The organism is Sphingobium estronivorans, assembly GCF_008692605.1.
Lineage (GTDB): Bacteria > Pseudomonadota > Alphaproteobacteria > Sphingomonadales > Sphingomonadaceae > Sphingobium > Sphingobium estronivorans.
In genome coordinates this window covers 1-17,403 of sequence record NZ_LFCT01000010.1, presented here as the reverse complement: position 1 = coordinate 17,403, position 17,403 = coordinate 1, and the positions used below count along the sequence as shown (strand labels likewise).

Genomic DNA, 17,403 nt, shown 5'->3' with positions numbered 1-17,403 from the left:
ATGAACGGGGGCAAGCATTTCGCGATGAGGGTGAAGTAGGACGCGATGACGTCGTTAACCCCATTGCCCGCCGTGATACTGGGCGTCGTTCTGGCCGCTTGGCTGGCTGCGGCGATTTGGGCGCTGTCGAGCGGACAGCGCCGCCGCCGCGAAGGGATGCAGGCGCAAGGGAAGCTCGACCGGCTTTCGGTCCTGCTGGCATCCGCGCCTGCGGCTCCCATCGTTGTCCATCCCGATGGACGTCTGGAGGCTGCCGACCGGCTCGCCAAATGGCTGGGCAAGGAACGGGTGCCGACCTTCCTGTCCGAATTGACCGCGCCGGATGGCGGACTGGAGCCGGATGACGCCGCTGCGCTGGCGCAGGAAATCGCTGCAGCCCAGCGCGCGGGGCGCAGTTTCGCCCTGGCGGTGCGCGGAGTCGATTCGTCCCGGCTGTTGCTGGTCCGAGGTGCGCCGGCTGGACCGGTTCTGGCGGAAAGCGGCGGCGTCGTACTGTGGATTTTCGACTCGACCGACAGCCAGTCCGAAATCCAGGCGCTGAAGGGCAAGGTCGAGCAGTTGCGCGACGCGCTGGAGGCGCTGGCGGGACTTGTCGAGGCCGCGCCCTTCCCGATGTGGCACCGTACGGCCGACATGCGATTGAGCCTGGTCAACACCGCCTATGTCCGGGCCGTGGACGGCGAAAGCGCTCGCGACATCATCGCCAATGGTACCGAACTTGTCGAAACGGTAGCCGGTCTCACCCCCCAGGCGGCGGCTGCGCAAGCGTTGGAGGAGGGCCGATCCGTCGAGCGCATGGTCCCTGCCACCATCGATGGCGAACGGCGCACCATGCGCGTGGTCGACGTGCCGCTGGGCGCGGCGGGCGTCGCCGGTTTTGCCATGGACCAGAATGAGCTGGAACAGTCGCGGGTCGAACATCGCCGCCTGGAGACCGCGCAGCGCGACCTGTTGGACCGACTGTCGGCAGGCGTCGCGCGCTTCGGGTCCGACCGCGCGCTCCGCTTCTGGAACCAGCCCTTCATGAGCCTTTTCGGTCTGGATCAGGATCATCTGGCCGACAATCCGCCGTTCGAACGCGTTCTCGACCAGATGCGCGAGGCCCGGCGCCTGCCCGAAAATCGCGACTTCCCGGCGTGGCGCGCGGAGCGACGCGACTGGTTCCTTTCGCCCGATCCCAAGGAAGAGAATTGGTTGCTGGCGGACGGCACCCATTTGCGCGTTTATGCCCAGCCCCTGCCGGATGGCGGCCTGCTGCTCATCTTCGAGGACCGGACCGAGCAGGTGCAGCTTTCCAGCGCCCGCGACACGCTGCTGCGCGTCCGCACGGCGACATTCGACAATCTGTTCGAATCGATCGGCGTCTTTTCGTCCGATGGCCGCCTTTCGCTCTGGAACAGCCGGTTCCGGTCGATCTGGGACGTGCCGGAAGACTTGCTGGCCAAGCATCCGCGCATCGATGAATTGATGCGTGCGGTGCAATCGCGCCTCGCCAAGCCGCAACAGGCCAATCTGGTCCGCGAACTGGTGCGCGCCGCCACGGTGGAGCGCAAGCAGCGCGTTGGCCATGTCGGCTTTGCGGACGGGCGCATCTTCGAATTCGCCGCCATTCCGCTGCCGGACGGCAATGCGCTGTTTACCATGCTGGACGTTACCGACAGCCGCCGCGTCGAACAGGTGCTGCGCGATCGCAATGATGCGCTGGAACAGGCGGACAAGGTCAAGACCGCCTTCGTTACCAATATGAGCTACGAACTGCGTACGCCGCTCACCACCATTGCGGGTTTCGCGGAAATGATGAGCGCCGGCTATGCCGGGGAGATCAGCCCGTCGGCCAAGGAATATGTCGACGGCATATTGCAAAGCACCAACCGGCTGTCGATGCTGATCGACAATGTGCTCGATCTGACCCAGAGCGAAGCGGGGATGTTACCGGTTGAGAAGGCCCCCGTGGACCTTGCCGTCGAGGCCCGCGACGCTGCGGCGCGGATCAAGGGCGACGCCGCGGCGAAGGGGATTGACCTTGCCCTGTCGCTTCAAGGCTCGCTGGGCGTGGTGCAGGGTGACAAGCGCCGGATCGGGCAGGCACTCGACCATTTGCTGGAAAATGCGGTGCGCTATTGCAGCCGGGGCGGCCGGGTCTTGCTCCATGGCGATGGCGGACCGGACAGCGCGCGGCTGGTTGTGTCCGACAATGGGCCGGGCATCAATGCGAAACGGCAGGCGACGATCTTCGACGCATCCTCCCGCACCGAACAGGCGCGCAATGGCGGCAAGGCGGGCATCGGCCTGCCGCTCGCCAAGCAATTGGCGGAGGCGCATGGCGGCACGCTGCAACTCGTTTCCGAACCGGGGCAGGGCACGATGATCGTGATCGAGTTGCCCCGTGGCTGAGATCGACATCATCCTTGCCGGAGAGGCGGCGATGCTGGCTTTCGGAAGGAAGCTGGCCGGGCTGGTCCGCATCGGCGATGTCATCGCTTTGGAGGGCGGACTGGGCGCTGGCAAGACGACGCTCGCGCGGGGTATTTTGGAAGGGCTGGGACTGGAAGGCGAAGCGCCCAGCCCCAGCTTCGCCATCGTCCAACCCTATGATATTCCCGAAGTCCGGTTGCCTGTCGCCCATGTGGACCTTTACCGGCTCGACGGACCAGAGGACGCGGAAGAACTCGCGCTGAACGACTATCTGATGGACAGCCTGCTGATCGTCGAATGGCCAGACCGGCTGGGCGAGGGCGTTTGGCCCGATGCCCTGCGGTTCCACATCGACATCGAACCCGATGGCGCTCGACGCTTGACAGCGCGCGTGCCGGGCGCTTGGACAGGACGATGGTCACAGATATGATCCCCCCCGCCGCTGCTCCCGCCTTTCTCGCGCAGGCGGGGTGGGAACATGCGGCCATCGTGCCGTTGGCTGGAGATGCGTCCTTCCGCCGCTATTTCCGGGTGATCGACGGGTCGCGCCGTGCGGTGCTGATGGATGCGCCGCCGCCGCATGAGGACCCGCGCCCCTTTATCGCCATTGCAGAGCATCTGACGGAGAACGGCTTTGCCGCGCCGCAAATATTGGCGCGGGATCTGGAACAGGGGCTGGTGCTGATCGAGGATTTCGGCGACTTGCGCGTCAAGGAGCATATTGACGATCTGCCCGCCGCCGAACTGGAGATTTATAGCCGGGCTGTCGATCTGCTCGCCGCGCTGCATCGCCTGCCCGCCGCTGACGTTCCCCCTTATGATCGCGCGGTTTACCAGCGTGAGGCGGGCCTGCTGACCGAATGGTATTGTCCCGCTATCGGCCTGACGGTGGATGAGGACGCCTATGTCCGCGCTTGGGATGCGGTTCTGCCGATCGTGGAGGAATCCTCCAGCCCCGCCGTCACGGTGCTGCGCGACTATCATGCGGAAAATATCATGCTGATCGACCGGGCGGCTTCGCATGGTCTGGGCCTGCTCGACTTTCAGGACGCTCTGGCGGGGCATCCCGCCTATGATCTGGTGTCGCTGCTTCAGGACGCGCGCCGCGATGTGCCGCCTGCGCTGGAGGCCGCAATGCTCGATCATTATCGCGCCATCGCCCATCCCTCCGCTGATTTCGACGCAGCCTATGCGGTGCTGGGAGCGCAGAGGAACGCCAAGATCATCGGCATCTTCACGCGCCTCTGGAAGCGGGACGGCAAGCCGCGCTATCTGTCCTACCTGCCGCGCATGTGGGATTTGCTGGAGCGCGATCTCGCCCATCCGGCCCTCGCCCCGGTGGCCACATGGTTCGCGGCCAATATCCCGGCCGACAAGCGTCATCGCGCCCTTGAGGAATTTACCCCCGCATGATCGATACCGCGATGCTGATGGCCGCCGGGCTGGGCAAGCGCATGCGCCCTCTGACCGCCACCCGCCCCAAGCCGTTGGTCAAGGTGGCGGGCAAGCCGCTGATGGATCATGCGCTGGACCGGCTGGCTGCGGGCGGCATGAAGAAGGTGGTGGTGAACGTCCACTATCTGGCCGACACGGTCGAAGCGCATCTGGCGGCACATAATAATGGCATGACGGTCGCCATTTCCGACGAGCGCAGGAAACTGCTGGAAACCGGCGGAGGGCTGATGCATGCGAAGGAACAACTGGGCGATGCGCCCTTTTTCTGCGCCAATAGCGACAATCTGTGGATCGACGGGCCGCAGGACACGCTGGGCATGATGCGCAGGATCTGGGACCCGGCGCGGATGGACGCGCTGCTGCTGCTCGTGCCTCTCGCCCGCGCCAATTGCCACAAGGGTCCGGGCGATTTCCATATGGACGCGAACGGTCGCCTGACCCGCCGAAAGCCCGCCCATGTTGCGCCTTTCGTTTTCACCGGCGTTCAGATCATGTCACCCAGCCTGCTGGTCGATCCGCCGTCGGAGGTCTTCTCCACCAATGTCTTCTGGAACCGGGCGATAGAGGCGGGGCGGCTTTACGGGGTTTCGCATCAGGGGCTCTGGTTCGATGTCGGCACGCCGCAGGCGATCCCGGTCGTGGAGTCCATGCTGGCCCATGGGTGATCGCACCCGGCCCGCTCTGTTCAACATCCCCGCGCACCGCGCCTTTTCCGATGCGCTGGTAGCGGGCATCCTTGCCCAACATGGCGGCGATCCGATACGGCTGGCGCAGGGCATGATCCTGCTGCCCAGCAATCGCGCCGTCCGCGCGGTCAGCGATGCCTTTGTGCGTAAGTCGGGCGGCGGATTGCTGCTACCGCGACTGGTGACGCTGGGCGACCCGGATCTGGGCGGACAGATTGGCGGCGCACTCGATCCGCTGGGCGAGGGCGAGGCGGTGCCGCCCGCCATCACCCCTATGCGCCGCCAGATGATCCTGGCGCGCATGGTGCAGCAGGCATCGACGCATTCCGTCGATGCGGGACAGGCGCTGAAACTCGGTCAGGCCCTCGGCACGGTACTCGACCAGATGCAGGTTGAGCGTGTGCCCGTCGCGGCGCTGGCCGATCTCGGGCTGTCGGAGGACCTTTCCCAGCATTGGCAGACTTCGCTCAATCTCTTTTCCATCCTGCTGGCCCGATGGCCGAATGAACTGGTGCGCCTCGGCTGCATCGATCTGGCCGACCGCCGCAACCGGCTGCTGGATCGGATGGCTGCGCGCTGGGCCAAGGAGCCGCCAGGCGGCTTCGTGATCGCGGCGGGCATATCCACCACCGCGCCGGCCATTGCCGCTCTGCTGCGACGGATCGCCATCATGTCGAATGGCGGCGTGGTTTTTGCCGGTCTCGATCAGGAGATGGACGGTGAAAGCTGGGATGCCATCGGTCCCTTCGATCCTGATCCGGTCACTGGCCGCGCGCCGGCGGGCCACGAAACCCATCCCCAATATGCTTTGAAGCGTCTGCTCGACCGGATGAGCGCAACGCGCGACGATGTCGCGCTCTGGCGATGGGGTAGCGAACATGATGCCCGGGCGGTGCGCGGACGGAATATCTCCAACGCCATGCTGCCGCCGCGCCTTACCAGCCGTTGGCGTGACCTCAAGACGGCGGATCGCTCGCTGGCCGGAGTCGAAGCGCTGGAAGTCGCGACGCCGGGCGAAGAAGCGCAGGCCATCGCCATCGCCCTGCGCGAAGCGGTGGAAACGGAGGGCCGCACCGCCGCGCTGGTCACGCCCGACCGACAATTGGCAACGCGCGTGTCGGCGCATCTGCGGCGTTGGGGCATCGAGGCCGACGACTCCGCAGGTCAGCCCCTGTCCCGCCTGCCGCCCGGCACGTTGCTGATCGCCATGGCCGAAGCGCTGGCGGAGCGGTTCGCTCCCGTTGCGTTGCTGAGCCTGCTGAAACATCCGTTGGTGATGCGCGGCGAAGGGCGCGTCGCCTGGCTGGAGGGGGTACGCGGACTTGACCTGCTGTTGCGCGGTCCCCGGCCACAAGCGGGCATTTATGGCCTCGACCTGTTGCTGGACGACCAGGCAGGCGAGGATCGGCAAAGGGTCCTGCGCGCCCGGACGCGAGAATGGTGGTCGGAAGCCCGCGCGCTGCTCGACCCACTGGAACAGGCGTTTCTCGCCGCGCCTGATCTTGCCGCGCAACTGGCCGCCATTCGCGAACATGCCGGTCGCCTTTCGCAGGATGCGATTTGGGCCGGACATCAGGGGCATGCCGCCGCCGATCTCTTCGCAGAGATGGAGGAGGCCGCCAGCGAAGGGCCGCGTCAGGCGGACATCCGCTCGCTTCCGGCGCTGCTCGATCATCTGCTGAGTGGGCTGTCGGTTCGGCCGCCTCAGGGTGGTCATCCGCGTGTCAGCATCCTGGGTCTTATCGAAGCGCGGCTGGTGCAGACCGACCTTATGATCCTGGGCGGACTCAATGAAGGCACCTGGCCGGGCCTGCCGGCGCCCGATCCCTGGCTGGCCCCGCGCATTCGCCGGGAATTGGGGCTGCCGGGCCTTGAAAGCCGCATCGGCCTTGCCGCTCATGATTTCGCGAGTGCGCTTGGTGCCCCCCAGGTCCTTATCACCCGCGCCCGGCGTGGGGCGGGTGGTCCGGCGGTCGCGTCACGCTTCTGGCTGCGACTGAAGGCAATGGCTGGCGCGCAATGGAAAAGCGCCGACCGCTACTCGGCACTGGCGCAGTCGCTGGATCATCCATCCGAACACAGGCCCGCCCGCCGCCCCGCGCCGGTCCCGCCGCTTTCGGTACGGCCCAAGCTGATACCCGTCACCGATGTCGACCGGCTGAAGGCCGACCCCTATGCCTTCTACGCGAAGCGCATCCTGCGCCTCGCGCGGCTGGACCCGGTGGATGCCGATGCCGGTCCCGCCTGGCGCGGAACGGCAGTCCATGAAATCCTCCAGCAATGGGCGGAGGCAGGCAACGGCGACCTCGCGGATCTGGAAGCCCGTGCACGGGCGATGTTCGACCGGCCCGATGTGCACCCCTTGCTGAAGGCGCTCTGGCAACCCCGCCTGATCGAAGCCATTCGCTGGATTGCCGCGGAAGTGGCGAGCGACCTTGCGGCGGGGCGGAAAATCCTCTCCGTCGAAATCGAGGGCCGGGCCGATATTGCTGGCGTTGCGCTCACCGGCAAGGCTGACCGGATCGACCTGTTGCCCGACGGGAAACTCGGCATCGTCGATTACAAGACGGGCAAGCCGCCGAGTGCGCGGCAGGTCAAGGCGGGCTATGCCCTGCAATTGGGGCTGTTGGGCCTGATCGCGGAGCATGGCGGCTTTCCCGGCACCGATGCGGCGCCCGTGGCAGGCAGTTTCGAATATTGGTCGCTCGCCAAGAAGGGCGACGCCTTCGGCTATCGCGAAAGTCCGGTCGATCCGATGGGCAAGCGGGACAAGATCATGACCGCCGACTTCACGTCGCATGTCCATGCGCAATTCGATGATCTTGCTGCCGCTTACCTGAACGGCTCCGCCCCCTTCGACGCGCAGGTGAACCCCGAAGTCGCGAATTATGGCGATTATGACCAGCTCATGCGGCTGGAGGAATGGTATGGCCGCGACGATGGCTAAAAAGGCCAAAGCCCTGCAACCGCTGGCGGGCGCGCAGGCGCAGGCGGCGGCGCCCGATGCCCATGTGTGGCTGTCGGCTTCGGCTGGCACGGGCAAGACCCATGTGCTGACCGCCCGCGTCTTCCGCCTGCTGCTTCAGGGGGTCCGGCCGGAAAATATCCTCTGTCTTACCTTCACCAAGGCGGGCGCGGCGGAAATGGCCGACCGGATTCACGATCGGCTCGCTGTCTGGGTGCAGATGGAGGAGGGCGATCTCTTCCATGATCTGGAAGCGCTGGGCGAGGAGTCCGGCCCCGAAGCCCGCGATCGGGCACGCCGGCTCTTTGCCGAGGTGCTCGAGTCGACGGGCGGCGGCCTGCGGATTCAGACGATCCACGGCTTTTGCCAGCAATTGCTGACGGCCTTTCCGTTGGAAGCGGACCTGCCGCCCGGCTTCCGTCCGCTCGACCAGCGGGAGCAGGCGACGCTGGCGCGCCAGACCTTGGCCGATGTCGTGGTCGTGGCGCAGGAACAAGGCGACGACGGGTTGATCGAGGCGCTACAGGCGCTCAGCCTGCGCATGGGCGAGGGGGGAGCGGAAAGCTTCCTGCTCCGCTGTACCGCCCGGCTCGAAGCGCTGAACGCCCTGCCGGGGGATATCGCACCCTGGCTGCTGCGCGAACTGGACCTGCCCGAAGGCGACATCGACGCCCATATCGCCGATCAATGCGCGGACGACCTGTTCGACATGCGGACGCTGGCATGGATAGCGCAGGCCAATGCGGATTGGGGGACCGGGCGCGCGCTGGACCGTTGCGACCGGATTGCGCGCTGGCGAGGTCTCGATCCGGCGGCGCGGGCGCTCACGCTCCCTGACCTGCATGGCGTGTGGGCCAAATCCGATGGCGAGCTTATTTCGACCGCCAAGGGGTGGGCGCCGCCGGTCGATGGTTATGGCGACGCCATTGCGCGCATGCACGGGCGTTGCGCGGAACTGCTGGGGCTGAAGCTGCGCGCGGATTATGCCGCGCTGCTTGCCAAGGCGCTCCATGCCGGGCGGGCCTATGCGCGGGCCTATGCCGAGGCGAAGCAATTGGCAGGCGCCGTCGATTTCGACGACCTGATCGCGAATACGGCGCGACTGCTCTCTCAGCCCGGAATCGCCGACTGGATTCGTTTCAAACTCGACCAGCGCATCGACCATATCCTAGTGGATGAGGCACAGGACACCAACGTCAGTCAGTGGCAGATCGTCGGCGCGCTGGCGGCCGAGTTCTTCGCGGGCGAGGGAGCCAAGGGCGACAAGGTCCGCACCATCTTCACCGTGGGCGACTTCAAGCAGGCGATCTTCGGCTTTCAGGGCACCAGCCCCGAAGCCTTCCGCGCCGCCCAGATCATTTTTCAACGCCATGCCGAGGATGCGAGCCACCCCTTTTTCGATCTCTCGCTTCAGCACAGCTTCCGGTCGACTCCCGCTGTACTGGATGTCGTGGACCGGACCATATCGACCCTGCGCGCCGAGCGGCTGGGCCTTGATGCAGGCGAGGTCCGGCATATCAGCGCGAACCGCCATCCCGGCGAAGTGCTGCTCTGGAAACCGGTGATCGCCGGACTGTCCGAGGATGCCGAGGGGGAGGAGGATTGGGCCGCCGATCAGGAACGCGTGCTGGCGCAGAATATCGCGCGGCAGATCAAACAGTGGATCGATGACGGGTTGATGCTGGAAAGCCGGGGGCGTCCGGTGACGGCAGGGGACATCATGATCCTGGTCCGTCGCCGCAGCGAATTGGCGCGGCTGATCGTCGCGCGGCTCTACGAGGAAAGGGTGGCGGTGGCCGGGATCGACCGGCTTCGCCTGAACGCCCCGCTGGCGGTGCGCGATCTGCTGGCGGCGCTGCGTTTCGCGGTGCAGCCCGAGGATGACCTGAACCTTGCCGCTCTGCTGGTATCGCCGCTGATCGGCTGGACGCAGAATGAACTGTTGGATCGCCTGATCGGGCGACGGGTCGGCCTTTGGCAGCATCTGACCGGGACATTGGACGAAACGCTGTTGGCGCCGTTGCGTGGTTTGCTGGGGCAGGCGGATTTCACCACGCCCTATCGCTATCTGGAGGCGATATTGTCCGGGCCGATGGATGGCCGCCGCCGCCTGATCGAACGGCTGGGGTCCGAGGCCGCCGATCCCATCGAGGAACTGTTGAACGCAGCGCTGGCCTTCGAAAGCGACGATCATCCCTCGCTTCAGCGCTTCATCGACTGGTTCGACCGGGGCGAAGTGGAGATCGTGCGCGATGCGGCCGCGCAGGGCGATTCGCTTCGCCTGTTGACGGTGCATGGCGCGAAGGGATTGCAGGCGCCCATTGTCATTCTGGCGGATGCTTGTCTCGATCCCGATGCGGGCAATCGCGCGGATTCGCTGGAATGGAACGGCCTGCCGATCGTCGCGCCGCGCAAGGCGGAGAAGCAAGGCCCGATCGGGGAAGTGGCCGAAGCAGCCAGCGCCGTCGAACGCGCGGAACACTGGCGGCTGCTGTATGTCGCGTTGACCCGGGCGGAAGAAAGGCTGGTCGTCGCCGGTTCGCTCGGCCCACGGGCCAAGGGCGAGGTGAAGCCGGAAAGCTGGTATGCTGCGGTCGAGGGCGCACTCATCTCACTGGATGCGGAGTGGGAGGCCGATCCGCTTTGGGGAGCGCGGCGCAGTTGGCGGGGGCGGGAAACGTTGCTTCCCAAAGACGCCGATCCTGTCGTTGCCGAAGATCGGGCCGTTCACGCCGAACCGCATTGGCTGCGCCAGCCCGCCCCGGCCGAATCCCGTCCGCCGCGTCCGCTTGCGCCCTCCGCCGCCGTGGAGGACGATGTGCCTTATCCGCCGCCAACCCCGGCGATGCGCGATGCCGCCGAGCGTGGACGCTTGCTGCACAGGCTGTTCGAGCGGCTGGCCGACGTTCCGGCCGATAGCCGCCGTGTCCGGGCCGATAGCTGGCTCGAACAACAGGGACTTGGCGATCCCGCACGGCGGCATGACGTCATCGACCAGGCCCTGCGCGTGATCGAAGACCCGCAATTTTCCGCGCTTTTCGGACCTGATGCCTTGGGTGAGGCGCCTATTGCAGCCGTCGTGGGGGAGGCGGTGATCGCCGGCACTGTCGACCGCCTTCGGATCAGCAATGATCTGGTTCAACTGGTCGACTTCAAGACCGGGCGCGTGTCCCCGCTTTCCGTGGCGGAGGTTCCGCTTGCCCATGTCCGGCAAATGGCGGCCTATTCGGCGGCGTTGCAGGTGATCTTTCCTGATCGCCGGGTTGAGGCCTCCTTGCTCTATACTGCTGCTGCCCGCCTCATCACCCTGCCTCCGGCGTTGTTGGCTCGCCACAAGCCGGGCTTTTCCGACGCACAGGAGAATTTGCCGCTTCCGACCGTTGAGACGGATGCGCGCCCGTCCTAGATAACTGCCAACTGAAGGAGATACCAACAATGGCTACCAAGGCAGTCACCGACAACAGCTTCCAGCAGGATGTCATCGATGCGGACAAGCCCGTCCTCGTCGATTTCTGGGCGGAATGGTGCGGCCCCTGCAAGATGATCGGCCCCGCTCTGGAAGAAATTTCGGAGGAACTGGCTGACAAGGTCGTCATCGCAAAGATCAATATCGACGAAAATCCCGACGCGCCCGGCAAATACGGCGTGCGCGGCATCCCGACGATGATCCTGTTCAAGAATGGCGAAGCGGCCGCGACCAAGGTCGGCGCGGCGCCCAAGAGCGCGCTCAAGGGCTGGATCGAAAGCGTTCTCTGACAAATGGGGGAAAGGCCGATCGCGGCCTTTCCCACGACTATGCCGGTCGTCCGGTTCAGCGGACCAACCGCTCCGCCGCCAAATCCCAAAGCCGGGGTGACGAAGCCCCCAGCAAGCCGCGCCGCAGGTCGCCCACGACATAAGGCGATCCGTCCAGCCGCTGGCATCGCCCACCCGCCTCATTCAGGAACAGCGTGCCCGCCGCATGATCCCAGGGCAAGGTGCGCGAAAACACCGAAATGTCATTCTGCCCCAGCACCAGGCGCGGATATTGCTCGGCGGCGCAGCGCGGAATATCCACCAACCGGAAACTATCCTGCGACCGGCGTTTGATGTCGGCGCGTTCTTCCTCCGTCATGAAATAGACGGCCAGTGCGGCGACGGGTAGAGCCTCGCCGCTTTCGCGGGCGTAGAGCTGCTCACCGTCGATATGGCTACCCGCGCCCAATATGGCGTGGCACAGCCGCCCGGTCAGCGGGTCCAATATCCATCCCGCCAGGATCGTCCCCGCATCGGCCAACGCGACCATGATGCCGAAGGGCGCCTTGCCTGCCGCAAAATTGCCCGTGCCGTCGATAGGATCGACGATCCAGTTCAGGCCGTCGCCCGCGCGTTCCAATATCGCCGGGTCGGCTGCGCAGGCTTCCTCGCCGATGATTCCCGCTTCCGGCAAGATGGCGGACAGTCCTTCGGCCAGCCGGATTTCGCTTTCCTTGTCGGCGATGGTGACAAGGTCGTCGGCCGCCGATTTCTCGCTGATCTCATGGCTGGCAAGGTTTCGGTAGCGCGGCATGACGATATCCCGCGCCACCTCGCGCATCAGCGCGACGACCGGCTCATGCAATTCTATCGGCATCAGCTCCGATAATCCGCGTTGATCGAGATGTAGCCATGGGTCAGGTCGCAGGTCCATACCGTGGCCCGGCCATTGCCCAACCCCAGATCGACGCCGATCAATATGTCTTGGCCCTTGAGATGGGCAGCCACCGGCGCTTCGTCATAGCCTTCCAGGGCCAGGCCGCCCGAAGCCACCTGAGTCGCGCCGAAGCGGATGGAGAGCTTGTCCCGATCCGCAGGCTCTCCCGCCTTGCCGACTGCCATGACGACGCGGCCCCAATTGGCATCCTCGCCCGCGATGGCGGTCTTGACCAGCGGCGAATTGGCGATGGACAGGGCAATGCGGTGCGCACTGGCATCGCTTTCCGCACCCTCCACGGTGATTTCGATGAACTTCGACGCGCCCTCGCCGTCACGCACCACCAGATGGGCAAGCTGGCGGCAGATATCCCCAAGCGCCGCCGCAAAGGCATCCGCCCCGGCATCGTCCATGGAGGCCAGCACGTCATTGCCTGCCTTGCCCGTGGCGAAGGCCAGCACCGTGTCGCTGGTCGAAGTATCGCTATCGACCGTGATGCAGGAGAAGCTCTGCTTGTTGGCCGTCGACAGCATCTGCTGCAACAGCTGCGGATCGATAGCCGCGTCGGTGAAGATATAGCCGAGCATCGTCGCCATGTCGGGCGCGATCATCCCCGACCCCTTGATGATCCCGACCAGTTCGACTCGCGTACCGCCGATCATGGCGGAGGCATGGGCGCCCTTGGCATAGGTGTCGGTCGTGCCGATGGTCGTCGCCGCATCCTCCCACCCGCAAGGTTCGGCAGTGAAGGCAGCGTCCAGCCCCGCCTCGGCCTTGTCGACAGGCAACGGGACCCCGATCACGCCGGTGGAGGAAATGAAAATGTCCGAAGGCTGGCAGTCCAGATGATTGGCGACCTTGGCAGCGATCGCTTCCACCGCCGCGCGTCCCCGATGTCCGGTAAAGGCGTTGGCATTGCCCGCATTCACGACCAGCGCGCGCGCAGAACCCAGCGGAATCGCGTCCCGGCACCATTCGACCTCGGGAGACGGACATTTGCTTTGCGTCGTGACCCCGGCCACCGCCGTGCCCTCGGCCAGTTCGACATAGGTCAGGTCGCACCGATCCCAATTTTTGTAGCGCGCTCGTGCCACGCGCGGGGTCACGCCGACGACGGGCGGAAGGGCGGGAAAAGCGGCGGGAGCAAGGGGAGAGCGCTGTGTCATGTCCGTCGCTTAGCGCAATATGTCCGCCCGTCAACGAAGAGATAGGCCGGGGGCGGAGGGCGGGCCGTGGGAAAAGTCGCGCGACGCAACTTTACGGTGAAATATCCGCTCCGTGCCTCCGTCTGTTCGCATGGCGATAATTGCCGCTCTGATTGACTAACGCCTGTGCGCCCCCTAAATCGCCGCGCATGTTTGCGCGTGTCGCCTCCATGGGGCACGCGTCCCCCTATTGTCAGGAACTTGCATGTTCGGCGCACTCGCCAAGTCCATTTTCGGCTCCTCCAACGATCGCTACGTGAAGTCGCTGGGCAAGGCCGTCGAACGCATCGCCTCTTTCGAACCCACCATCTCGGCCATGAGCGACCAGGAATTGACGGCCCAGACCGTACGATTCCGGGACCGGCTGGCGCAGGGCGAGACGCTGGACGACCTGTTGCCCGAAGCCTTCGCCACTGTGCGCGAAGCCGCCAAGCGGACTCTCGGCCAGCGTCACTATGACGTGCAGATGGTCGGCGGCATCGTGCTTCATCGCGGCGAGATCGCCGAAATGCGCACGGGTGAGGGCAAGACGCTTGTCGCGACGCTGGCAACCTATCTCAACGCGCTGGAGGGGAAGGGCGTCCACGTCGTCACGGTGAACGACTATCTCGCCAGCCGCGACTGCGAATGGATGGGGCAGGTCTATCGCTTCCTGGGCCTCACCACCGGGGTCATCGTGCCGAACCTGACCGAAGATCAGCGCCGCGATGCGTACAATGCCGACATTACCTACGCGACGAATAACGAACTCGGCTTCGACTATCTGCGCGACAATATGAAATATGACCGCGCTTCGATGGTGCAGCGGCCCTTCAACTTCGCCATCGTCGACGAGGTGGACTCGATCCTGATCGACGAAGCGCGTACGCCGCTCATCATTTCCGGGCCGACCGACGACAAGTCGGAACTCTATGTCGCCGTCGATGCCATCGTGAAGCGGCTGGATGATGCCGATTACGAGAAGGATGAAAAGCAGCGCACCGTCACCCTGACCGAGGACGGGACGGAGAAGATCGAGCGCATGCTGGAAGAGGCCGGGCTGCTCCAGGGCGCCAACCTCTATGATTTCGAGAACACCGCTGTTGTCCATCACGTCAATCAGGCGCTGCGCGCGAACGTCATGTTCCGCCGCGACATCGATTATATCGTCAAGGACGGCAAGGTCATCATCATCGACGAGTTCACCGGCCGCATGATGGACGGTCGCCGCTGGTCGGACGGCCTGCATCAGGCGGTGGAAGCCAAGGAAGCGGTGGATATCGAGCCGGAAAACCAGACGCTCGCCTCGATCACCTTCCAGAATTATTTCCGCATGTACCCCAAGCTGGGCGGCATGACCGGCACGGCCGCCACCGAAGCGACCGAATTCTACGAAATCTACAAGATGAACGTCGTCACCATCCCGACCAACCGGCCGGTGCAGCGCGTCGACGAAGAAGACAGCTTCTACAAGAACCTGGAAGACAAGTTCCGCGGGATCGCGAAGACGATCAAGATCCATGCCGATCAGGGCCAGCCGGTCCTCGTCGGCACGGTGTCGATCGAAAAGTCGGAAATGCTGTCCGAATTCCTCAATCAGGAAGGCGTGAAGCACGCGGTCCTGAATGCCCGCTTCCACGAAAGCGAAGCGCATATCGTGGCGCAGGCGGGCCGCAAGGGCGCCGTCACGATCGCCACCAACATGGCCGGCCGTGGTACCGACATCAAATTGGGCGGCAATCTGGAAATGCGCGTCGAGGACGAGTTGCGCGACATGCCCGAGGGGCCGGAGCGCGAAGCCGCGATTGCCCGCATCGATGCCGAGATCGAGGCGGAAAAGGCCGAAGTGCTGGCCGCCGGTGGCCTGTTCGTGCTGGCGACGGAGCGGCATGAGAGCCGTCGCATCGACAACCAGTTGCGCGGCCGCTCGGGCCGTCAGGGCGATCCCGGCCTGTCGCGCTTCTACCTCAGCCTTGACGACGATCTGATGCGCATCTTCGGCCCGGACACCATGTTCGCCAAGATGATCCGCTCGAACCTGGAGGATGGCGAGGCGCTTCCGCCGTCCAAATGGCTGAGCAAGGCCATCGAGACCGCCCAGAAGAAGGTCGAGGCACGGAACTACGACATCCGCAAGCAGGTCGTCGAATATGACGATGTGATGAACGACCAGCGCAAGGTCATTTACGAGCAACGCAGCGACATCATGGACGCGGAAACCGTGGATGACGTCGTTGCCGACATGCGTCATGAGACGGTCAACGATCTGGTCGGCGCGTCCTGCCCGCCGGGCACTTATCCCGAACAATGGGATATGGAACGCCTGAAAGTTCGTACGGCCGAAGTGCTGAACCTCGAACCCGATTTCGATGCCTGGCTGGCAGAAGACCATGTCGATCCGGAAATGATCGAGGAGCGGCTGACCGCTCTTGCCGACGCAGCGGTCGCCGAAAAGGTCAAGGAACTCGACCCCGAAAACTGGCACATGATCGAAAAGAGCATCCTGCTCCAGAGCCTCGATCATCACTGGAAGGAGCATCTGTCGACCCTCGACGCGCTTCGCCAGGTCGTCCATCTGCGCGCTTATGCGCAGAAGACGCCGATCAACGAATATAAGCAGGAAGCCTTTGCCCTGTTCGAGCGGATGTTGGGCAATATCCGCGAGGATGTGACCGGATCGATCGCGCGCGTTCAGTTCCGGATGGAAGAGCCGCTGCCCGAATTCGATCTGCCGGTGCTACCGGACTTCATCACCACGCATATCGACCCGTTTTCGGGCGAAGATAACAGCGCCGATATGGATGGTGGCCGGCTTGGCATTACGACCACCATCCCGCGTCCACCGGTCGGCAGCGCGCAACCGGGCGATTTCGCCAATCTGGACATCAGCCGCAACGCTCCATGCCCGTGCGGATCGGGCCAGAAATACAAGCATTGCCACGGCGCGCTGAACTGATCGCGCTTATTGGCCATGGATGTCGTTCACCGATCGGCATCCATGGCCCCGTTAATTGCACGCAAGCGCGAGACCGGTGGCATGAGACCGCCGATCCGGCCGGCGAATAGCTAAAGGGCCTGAATAGTTGGTCGGTTAGGCGCCCTGCCTGCTGACGATCAACGACTTTGTCCAAAGCAGCATGAAACGCTCGGGCCTATGATCGCCATCGGGGAACATGTTATTGAGCGATCGTGCGCCGATCCGGAAGCTGGAAAAGAGATAAGCCCGCATCGAGTCCGGCAGCCAATGGAAGAATGGGATGCCGTAGTGCGGATCGACAGGAAACCAGAAGTGGGGCGTCTGGACGTAATAATTCTGCCCAACACGTCGCACCTCATTCGCAAAACGGATCATGTTATGGTAGCTGCCGACATGCTCGATGACGCTATTTGCGTGCACAATGTCAAAACAACCATCGGCATATTGCGGCATATCGCAGGCATCGCCGACGACTTTTTCGATCCGCAACCCGTCTCCGCTTTTAACGTCGTCTGGCGCCAGTTCAGCGTCATAGTTCAAAACGGTGATGCGGACCCGGCTGCGCAAATCTGGTGCGAGCATCCGCCAATAAATAGCGCGTCCGCCAGCATCCAGGATCTTCACCTCTGAACGCGTCTCAAGAAGTCTGCGGATCATGGCCTCTATATGCCGGAAACGCTTTCTCCTAAATCTCTGCTGAAGCTTTTTAAATGCTTCTCCATCCCGATTGAACATATTTTATTCGCCCTGCTTTGAATATTCTCCATTTAATTTATCGGGATGTTTCAGCGCAAATCAAATCTGCCTTAACAAACAAGAATTTGGCCGTCTCCTCTCGGTTAGCGAGGGGCATATATGCAGCATTTAACCATTGACCCGAATCACCCTTCACTCCTTTCGATGGTGAACATCGCTGACCCGGGTCCGCACCGGCGTAGTGAAGCCGGTTTAAAAATGGGGTAATAAAACAGGCATCAAGCGGGTGCCGGCGAGCTCGGCGGCCCGGGTCGCGGCAATGTCACTCGATCAACGGCGAAAATTTCGCTCAA

Annotated in this window: 11 protein-coding genes; 8 read left to right on the top strand and 3 right to left on the bottom strand. The window is 64.0% G+C overall.

Features of this window, described 5'->3' with window-relative positions; all coding sequences use genetic code 11:
- Positions 1-45: 45 nt before the first annotated feature.
- Genes F7P65_RS08595 through trxA form a run of 7 tightly spaced genes read left to right on the top strand, consistent with a single transcriptional unit; the run spans position 46 to position 11,277 of the window.
- Positions 46-2,394: a sensor histidine kinase gene (locus tag F7P65_RS08595; protein WP_150291328.1), complete on the top strand. Its 2,349-nt coding sequence runs from the start codon at positions 46-48 to the stop codon at positions 2,392-2,394.
- Positions 2,387-2,845 (top strand): tRNA (adenosine(37)-N6)-threonylcarbamoyltransferase complex ATPase subunit type 1 TsaE, encoded by a 459-nt coding sequence (gene tsaE / locus F7P65_RS08590; RefSeq protein WP_150291327.1) that lies wholly within the window; start codon positions 2,387-2,389, stop codon positions 2,843-2,845. The genes F7P65_RS08595 and tsaE overlap by 8 nt, the downstream gene beginning before the upstream one ends.
- Entirely contained in the window at positions 2,842-3,828 is a 987-nt protein-coding gene (locus tag F7P65_RS08585; RefSeq protein WP_150291412.1) for an aminoglycoside phosphotransferase family protein, read from the top strand. Before tsaE ends, F7P65_RS08585 begins: the two co-directional genes overlap by 4 nt.
- Positions 3,825-4,535 (top strand): nucleotidyltransferase family protein, encoded by a 711-nt coding sequence (locus tag F7P65_RS08580; protein ID WP_150291326.1) that lies wholly within the window; start codon positions 3,825-3,827, stop codon positions 4,533-4,535. Before F7P65_RS08585 ends, F7P65_RS08580 begins: the two co-directional genes overlap by 4 nt.
- Entirely contained in the window at positions 4,528-7,503 is a 2,976-nt protein-coding gene (gene addB / locus F7P65_RS08575; RefSeq protein ID WP_150291325.1) for a double-strand break repair protein AddB, read from the top strand. Before F7P65_RS08580 ends, addB begins: the two co-directional genes overlap by 8 nt.
- Positions 7,484-10,927: a double-strand break repair helicase AddA gene (addA, locus tag F7P65_RS08570; protein WP_150291324.1), complete on the top strand. Its 3,444-nt coding sequence runs from the start codon at positions 7,484-7,486 to the stop codon at positions 10,925-10,927. The genes addB and addA overlap by 20 nt, the downstream gene beginning before the upstream one ends.
- Positions 10,928-10,956: 29 nt before the next feature.
- Positions 10,957-11,277, top strand: a complete 321-nt coding sequence (trxA, locus tag F7P65_RS08565) for a thioredoxin TrxA (RefSeq protein WP_046762834.1) — start codon at positions 10,957-10,959, stop codon at positions 11,275-11,277.
- Positions 11,278-11,332: 55 nt separating this feature from the next.
- Here the strand turns inward: trxA and F7P65_RS08560 are convergent, their stop codons facing one another.
- Positions 11,333-12,133, bottom strand: a complete 801-nt coding sequence (locus F7P65_RS08560) for an inositol monophosphatase family protein (protein ID WP_150291323.1) — start codon at positions 12,131-12,133, stop codon at positions 11,333-11,335.
- Complete coding sequence (gene argJ, locus F7P65_RS08555) at positions 12,133-13,359, bottom strand: bifunctional glutamate N-acetyltransferase/amino-acid acetyltransferase ArgJ (RefSeq protein WP_150291322.1); 1,227 nt, start codon at positions 13,357-13,359, stop codon at positions 12,133-12,135. The genes F7P65_RS08560 and argJ overlap by 1 nt, the downstream gene beginning before the upstream one ends.
- A 244-nt stretch (positions 13,360-13,603) precedes the next feature.
- On the opposite strand from argJ, the gene secA reads away from it, so the two are divergent.
- Positions 13,604-16,333, top strand: coding sequence for a preprotein translocase subunit SecA (gene secA / locus F7P65_RS08550; RefSeq protein ID WP_150291321.1), 2,730 nt, complete (start codon positions 13,604-13,606; stop codon positions 16,331-16,333).
- A 135-nt stretch (positions 16,334-16,468) separates the two neighbouring features.
- Here the strand turns inward: secA and F7P65_RS08545 are convergent, their stop codons facing one another.
- Positions 16,469-17,089 carry a methyltransferase domain-containing protein gene (locus F7P65_RS08545; protein WP_150291320.1) on the bottom strand — a complete coding sequence of 207 codons (621 nt, stop codon included), beginning with the start codon at positions 17,087-17,089 and terminating at the stop codon, positions 16,469-16,471.
- Between the last annotated feature and the right edge of the window lie 314 nt (positions 17,090-17,403).

Bases quoted from the DNA above. Each gene is read 5' to 3' on its own strand.
- addA (WP_150291324.1), top strand. From the start codon at position 7,484: ATGGCCGCGACGATGGCTAAAAAGGCCAAAGCCCTGCAACCGCTGGCG.
- F7P65_RS08545 (WP_150291320.1), bottom strand. From the start codon at position 17,089: ATGTTCAATCGGGATGGAGAAGCATTTAAAAAGCTTCAGCAGAGATTT.
- F7P65_RS08585 (WP_150291412.1), top strand. From the start codon at position 2,842: ATGATCCCCCCCGCCGCTGCTCCCGCCTTTCTCGCGCAGGCGGGGTGG.
- F7P65_RS08595 (WP_150291328.1), top strand. From the start codon at position 46: ATGACGTCGTTAACCCCATTGCCCGCCGTGATACTGGGCGTCGTTCTG.
- argJ (WP_150291322.1), bottom strand. From the start codon at position 13,359: ATGACACAGCGCTCTCCCCTTGCTCCCGCCGCTTTTCCCGCCCTTCCG.
- secA (WP_150291321.1), top strand. From the start codon at position 13,604: ATGTTCGGCGCACTCGCCAAGTCCATTTTCGGCTCCTCCAACGATCGC.
- addB (WP_150291325.1), top strand. From the start codon at position 4,528: ATGGGTGATCGCACCCGGCCCGCTCTGTTCAACATCCCCGCGCACCGC.
- trxA (WP_046762834.1), top strand. From the start codon at position 10,957: ATGGCTACCAAGGCAGTCACCGACAACAGCTTCCAGCAGGATGTCATC.
- F7P65_RS08560 (WP_150291323.1), bottom strand. From the start codon at position 12,133: ATGCCGATAGAATTGCATGAGCCGGTCGTCGCGCTGATGCGCGAGGTG.
- F7P65_RS08580 (WP_150291326.1), top strand. From the start codon at position 3,825: ATGATCGATACCGCGATGCTGATGGCCGCCGGGCTGGGCAAGCGCATG.